Here is a 5,572-nt window from a genome sequence, read left to right as displayed (position 1 = left end):
GTATTCATCTGCTTGGTCAGCCGACCGTGATCGACTCGATCGCGGCGCTGACCTGCTCAGCGGTGGCCGCCGAGATGGGCGAGCTGCCCGCGGCGTCGGCCGCGGCCTGCTGGCCCGCCTCGGAAGCCTGGTAGGCGAGGAACGCCTTGACGAAGTTGCCCTGCGCCTCGTCCGCGTAGTTGGTGCAGGCGATGGCGTAGGAGACCAGCACCAGCGGGTAGGTGGCCGGGTCGGTCAGCGTGCGGTCGACCTCGATGGCGAAGTCGTGCTCGGCGCGGCCCTCGACGCGCGGGGAGGCGTCCACCGTCGCGGCGGCGCCCTCGGCCGAGAACGCCACGAACTCCTCGCCGACCTTGATCGACGCGGTGCCCAGGGTGCCGACCTTGGAGGCGTCGGCGTAGGTGACGGCGCCCTCGGTGTCGGTCACGACGCCGACCACACCGGACGTGCCCTCGGCGGAGTCGCCGCCCTCGAGCGGCCAGACGCCGTCGGGCTCGTCGGTCCAGGCCTCGGGGGCCGTCGCGGACAGGTACTCGGTGAAGTTCTCCGTGGTGCCCGAGTCGTCGAGGCGGTGCACCGGCGTGATGTCGGTGTCCGGGAGCTCGGCGTCGGGGTTGTCCGCCTTGATCCCGTCGTCGTTCCACTTCTTGATCTCGCCGTTGAAGATGTTGGCGATGACCTCGGAGGAGAGGTTCAGCGAGTCGACGCCGGGCAGGTTGAAGGCCACTGCGATCGGGCTGACGTAGATCGGCAGGTCGATCGCGCCGTCGGGGCCGCAGACCTCGGCCGAGGCGGTGAGCTCCTCGTCGTCGAGCGCGGAGTCCGAGCCGGCCCACTGCACGCCGCCCGCGAGGAACTGCTCACGGCCCGCGCCGGAGCCGGCCGGGTCGTAGTTGATCGTGGCGTCCGGGTTCGCGCTCTGGAAGCCGGCGACCCAGGCCTCCATGGCGGACTCCTGGGAGGACGCGCCGGCACCGGCGAAGTCGCCGGAGACGGCCTCGCCGCCCGCTGCCTCACTGGGCTCGGCGCCGGTCGTGGGGTCGGACCCGCAGGCTGCGAGGCTCAGCGCGAGCGCGCCCACCATGACAGCGGAGCCAACGCGGGGGAATCGGCTGATCTTCACGTGTCGTTCCATCCTGTTCAAGTCTTACGCGCGGCGAGCGCCGCGGCGTCAGTGGGGACGCTAGGGAGCGGGAATGACCTGATCCCCAGGACTAGGTAAACAGAAGGTGAACAAGCCATCACGGAGGGGGTGATCTGCAACACCCACACCATGGCACGTCATGGCTCGCCCCACCTGCCGGTCGCCGTCGGGGGCCGTCAGCCCTGCTCCTCCGGGCGTTCCTGGGTCAGGTAGATGGCCTTGGCGGCCGCCCCGATCCAGTCCTGCACGTCCGGCGAGATGACGGCGCTGCCCGCCGCGGCGGCGGCGCGCTCCTGGCCCTCGGTGGACGCGACGTAGTCGACGAACTCCTTGACGAAGGTGCCCTTGGCCCGGTCGTCGTAGCGCGAGCACACGACGAGGTAGGAGACGAGCACCATCGGGTAAGCGAAGGGCTTGTCGATCGTCCGGTCGAGGACGAACGCGAGGTCGTGCTCGTACCGGTTCTCGATCCGGGGCGAGACGTCGACGACGGCCGCGGCGGCGTCCGCGCTGTAGGGCACGTACTCGTCGCCCACCAGGATCGCGGCGCGGCCCAGGTCGGTGGTGCGCGAGGCGTCGGCGTAGGTGATGCCGCCCGGCGTGGACCGGACGGTGTCGGTCACGCCGCCCGTGCCCTCCGCGGCGAAGCCCTCCGGCAGCGGCCAGATGCCGTCCGGGGCGTGCGGCCACGCCTCGGGCGCGGTCGCGTGCAGGTAGTCGGTGAAGTTCTCGGTGGTGCCCGAGTCGTCGGAGCGGTGCACCGGCGTGATGCCCAGGGCGGGCAGCTTCGCCTCCGGGTTGGCCGCGACGATCGCCGGGTCGTTCCACCGCGTGATCTGCCCGGTGAAGATCCGTGCGATCACGTCCGAGGACAGGTTGAGCTGCTCGACGCCGTCGAGGTTGAACGCCACGGCGATCGGGCTGATGTAGACGGGCAGGTCGATCGCGTTGCCGCCGTCGCACGCGGGTCCGGACGCCGCCATCTCCTCGTCGCTCAGCGCGACGTCGGAGGCGCCGAAGGCCGTGCCGCCCGCGAGGAAGGCCTCACGGCCGTCACCCGACCCGACGGGGTCGTAGCTGATCGCGGCCTCGGGGTGCTGCTCCTGGAAGCCGGTGATCCACGCCTCCATCGCCGATTCCTGCGACGAGGCGCCGGCGCCCTGGAAGCTGCCGGAGACGACCACCCGCGCCGCGGCGGTGGGGGCGGCGTCCGCCTCCGAGCCGGGCAGCCCGATCGCGGCGCAGCCAGCGACCGGCAGCACGAGGGCACCAACTGTGGCGGCGGAGACGAGACGGGTGTATTGGGAGGTGCTCACGCTTCGCGAAAATACTCACGGGCGCGGTCGCGCGAGCAAACGCCGGGTGAACGGAGGGTGACCGGCGTTCGTGTTTCACCCGTGAGGTGCGCCACGTCAGCGGCGCACCTCAGCGGGGCTCACCCCTCGTCGTCGGCCAGCTTGTAGCCCAGGCCACGCACCGTGAGCAGGAACTTCGGCGTGCCCGGGTCGGGCTCGATCTTGGAGCGGATGCGCTTGACGTGCACGTCGAGCGTCTTGGTGTCGCCCACGTAGTCAGCGCCCCACACCCGGTCGATGAGCTGGCCGCGGGTCAGCACCCGGCCGGCGTTCCGCATCAGCAGCTCCAGGAGGTCGAACTCCTTGAGCGGCAGCGCCACGCTCTCCCCGCTGACGGCGACGGTGTGCCGCTCCACGTCCATCCGGACCGGCCCCACCTCCAGCACGCCGTCCTCGTCGTGCTCGGACGACTCGTTGGGCTGCCGGCGGCGCAGCACGGCCCGCACGCGGGCCAGCAGCTCCCGGTACGAGTACGGCTTGGTCACGTAGTCGTCGGCACCGAGCTCCAGGCCCACCACCTTGTCGATCTCGGAGTCCTTCGCGGTCAGCATGATGACCGGCACGTCGCCGCGGGCCCGCAGCTCGCGGCACACCTCGGTGCCCGACAGCCCCGGCAGCATCAGGTCGAGCAGGACCAGGTCCGCCCCCTCCGCGTCGTACGCAGCGAGCGCCGAGTTGCCGTCCGCGGCCTCGACCACCTCGAAACCCTCGCGGGTCAGCTGGTACGTCAGCGGGTCCCGGTACGACTCCTCGTCCTCGACCACCAGGATGCGCGTCACGCACCTACCTCCTCGTTCTTCGTGGCCGCGTCGTCAGCGGCCTTGTGCTGGTCGTGCTCGTCGTGCTGGTCCTGATCCTCGCCGTCGCGGACGACGTCCGCCAGGGGCGGCGGGGTGACCCGGCCGGCGCGGCCCGCGCCGGCGGGCCGGTCGGCGGACGGGATCCGCAGGGTGAAGGTCGATCCCCGGCCGGGCTCCGACCACATCTGGACGTCGCCACCGTGGTCGGCCGCGACGTGCTTGACGATGCTCAGGCCCAGGCCGGTGCCCCCGGTGTCCCGGGAGCGCGCCGGGTCGACGCGGTAGAAGCGTTCGAAGACGCGGTCCTGCGCGTCCTCCGCGATGCCGACACCCTGGTCCACGACGGCGATCTCGACGAGACCCCCGCGCTCGTTGACGCCTACGCCCACCCGGCTGGCGGGCCCGGAGTACGCCACGGCGTTGTCGACCAGGTTACGGACCGCGGTGACCAGGAGGTTGTGGTCGCCGTAGACCTCGGTGTCCAGGTCGCCGCCCATGGTGATCGCGATGTTCTTGGACTGGGCGGTGGTGCGCGCCCGGTCGACCGCCTCCTCCACGACCTCGCGGATCGGGACGGGCGTCAGCTTGGGCATGGCGCCGGCGCCCTGCAGGCGCGACAGCTCGATGATCTCCTGCACCAGCGCGGACAGCCGGACGGCCTCCCGCTGCATGCGCTCGGTGAAGCGGCGGACGGCGACGGGGTCGTCCGCGGCGTCGGCCACGGTCTCCGCGAGCAGCGCCAGCGCGCCGACCGGCGTCTTCAGCTCGTGGGACACGTTGACCACGAAGTCGCGGCGGATCGCCTCGACCCGGCGGGCCTCCGTGCGGTCCTCGGCGAGCACCAGCACCCGGTCCAGGCCGAGCGGCGCCACGCGCACCTGCAGCAGCACCGTGCCCTGGCCCACCGGGCCGCGGGGCAGCTCCAGCTCCTGCTCGCGGATCACGCCGTCGCGCCGCACCAGGGCGACCAGGTCGATGATGGCGGCGTGCACCAGCGCGTCGTTGCGCACCACGCCGAGCGCGTACGCCGGCGGCGACGCGCGGATGACCTCGTCCTCGCCGTCCAGCACCACGGCCGCGGAGCGCAGCACGGAGAGCACGCGAACGAGGCCCGCGTCGAGCTCGTCGGGTTCGGTCGGGGGCAGGGCGTGCTGATGCCGTTCGGAGACGCGGAACGCCACGGTGGCGACCACGCCGACGATCACGCCGAGAATTCCGGCGACCAGCACCGGTACCCCGGAGATGATTCCGTCCACGCCTCCAGGGTAGGTCGACGTTTCAAGCGGTGACGGACGCGGGCGGGCGGTCGGAGGATCGCGTCGCCTACTGTTCATGTCAGGGAGGAAGAGCGTTAACCTCCCAGTACATCGCGCCGTCGAACCTGGACGGGTGCGGGCGGTAGCTGTGCCGTGCGCCGTTCCGGGACGTGTCCGGGCGGCCGGCCCGGCCGCGCGTCGGCCCTGCCCGCCCCCTCGGACGGCGCGACAGCGGACGCGACGCCGTCCGCGCGCCCCGGATGCGAGAGGAAACCGATGCGACAGATCTTCGATGCCGAGCTCCAGCAGGTCGGCGAGGACCTGACCGAGATGAGCAGGCTCGTCGAGTCCGCCATCACCCGTGCCGGAACGGCGCTGCTGGAGGCCGACCTGCAGCTCGCGCAGGAGGTGATCGCCTCCGACAAGACCATCGACGCCATCGAGGACTCCCTCGACGAGCGGTGCGTGCACCTGCTCGCGCAGCAGGCCCCGGTCGCGACCGACCTGCGCGTGGTCGTGAGCGCGCTGCGGATGAGCGCCTCCCTGGAGCGGATGGGCGACCTCGCCCGCCACGTGGCCCAGGTGGCGCGCGGGCGCTACCCCGCCCAGGCGATCGTCCCCGAGGCGCGGGACACCTTCACCAAGATGCACGACGCCGCCGTCCGCGTGGCGCAGCGCACCACCAAGCTGCTCGCCACGCGCGACCTCACGGTGGCCGAGGCGCTCGAGCGGGACGACGACATCATCGACGAGCTGCACCAGGAGACGTTCAACACGCTCCTGGCGCCGGGCTGGCAGGGCACCGTGCAGGAGGCCGTCGACGTGACGCTCGTGGGCCGCTACTACGAGCGGTTCGGCGACCACGGCGTCTCGGTCGCGCGCCGCGTGACGTTCCTGGTCACGGGCGACTTCCCGGAGGAGTGACCGGCCCGGACACATGACGAGAGGGTCCCGGCGGGCCCGGCCATCGCTGGCCGGGCCCGGCGGGACCCGCGCGTCGTCCTACCCGGTCAGCGA

General features: G+C 72.0%; 5 protein-coding genes. 1 reads left to right on the top strand and 4 read right to left on the bottom strand.

Going from position 1 to position 5,572, the window contains the following annotated elements:
* Positions 1 to 16: 16 nt before the first annotated feature.
* The 4 genes from pstS (ACFU5G_RS28830) to ACFU5G_RS28815 all read right to left on the bottom strand — a co-directional run bounded on the left by pstS (ACFU5G_RS28830) (position 17) and on the right by ACFU5G_RS28815 (position 4,555).
* On the bottom strand, positions 17 to 1,084 hold the full coding sequence (pstS, locus tag ACFU5G_RS28830) for a phosphate ABC transporter substrate-binding protein PstS (protein WP_377252377.1): 1,068 nt from the start codon (positions 1,082 to 1,084) through the stop codon (positions 17 to 19).
* 236 nt (positions 1,085 to 1,320) lie between these two features.
* Positions 1,321 to 2,460: a phosphate ABC transporter substrate-binding protein PstS gene (gene pstS, locus ACFU5G_RS28825; protein WP_377252375.1), complete on the bottom strand. Its 1,140-nt coding sequence runs from the start codon at positions 2,458 to 2,460 to the stop codon at positions 1,321 to 1,323.
* A gap of 119 nt (positions 2,461 to 2,579) precedes the next feature.
* Positions 2,580 to 3,278: a response regulator gene (locus ACFU5G_RS28820; protein WP_377252373.1), complete on the bottom strand. Its 699-nt coding sequence runs from the start codon at positions 3,276 to 3,278 to the stop codon at positions 2,580 to 2,582.
* Entirely contained in the window at positions 3,275 to 4,555 is a 1,281-nt protein-coding gene (locus tag ACFU5G_RS28815; RefSeq protein ID WP_377252371.1) for a sensor histidine kinase, read from the bottom strand. Before ACFU5G_RS28815 ends, ACFU5G_RS28820 begins: the two co-directional genes overlap by 4 nt.
* Positions 4,556 to 4,831: 276 nt before the next feature.
* Between ACFU5G_RS28815 and phoU the strand changes: the two genes are divergently transcribed.
* A complete protein-coding gene (gene phoU, locus ACFU5G_RS28810) occupies positions 4,832 to 5,479 on the top strand; it encodes a phosphate signaling complex protein PhoU (protein ID WP_377252369.1) in 648 nt (215 codons plus the stop codon).
* Positions 5,480 to 5,572: the final 93 nt, after the last annotated feature.

This window comes from Promicromonospora sp. NPDC057488 (genome assembly GCF_042802395.1).
Lineage (GTDB): Bacteria > Actinomycetota > Actinomycetes > Actinomycetales > Cellulomonadaceae > Promicromonospora.
This window is presented reverse-complemented; position numbering and strand designations above follow the sequence as displayed.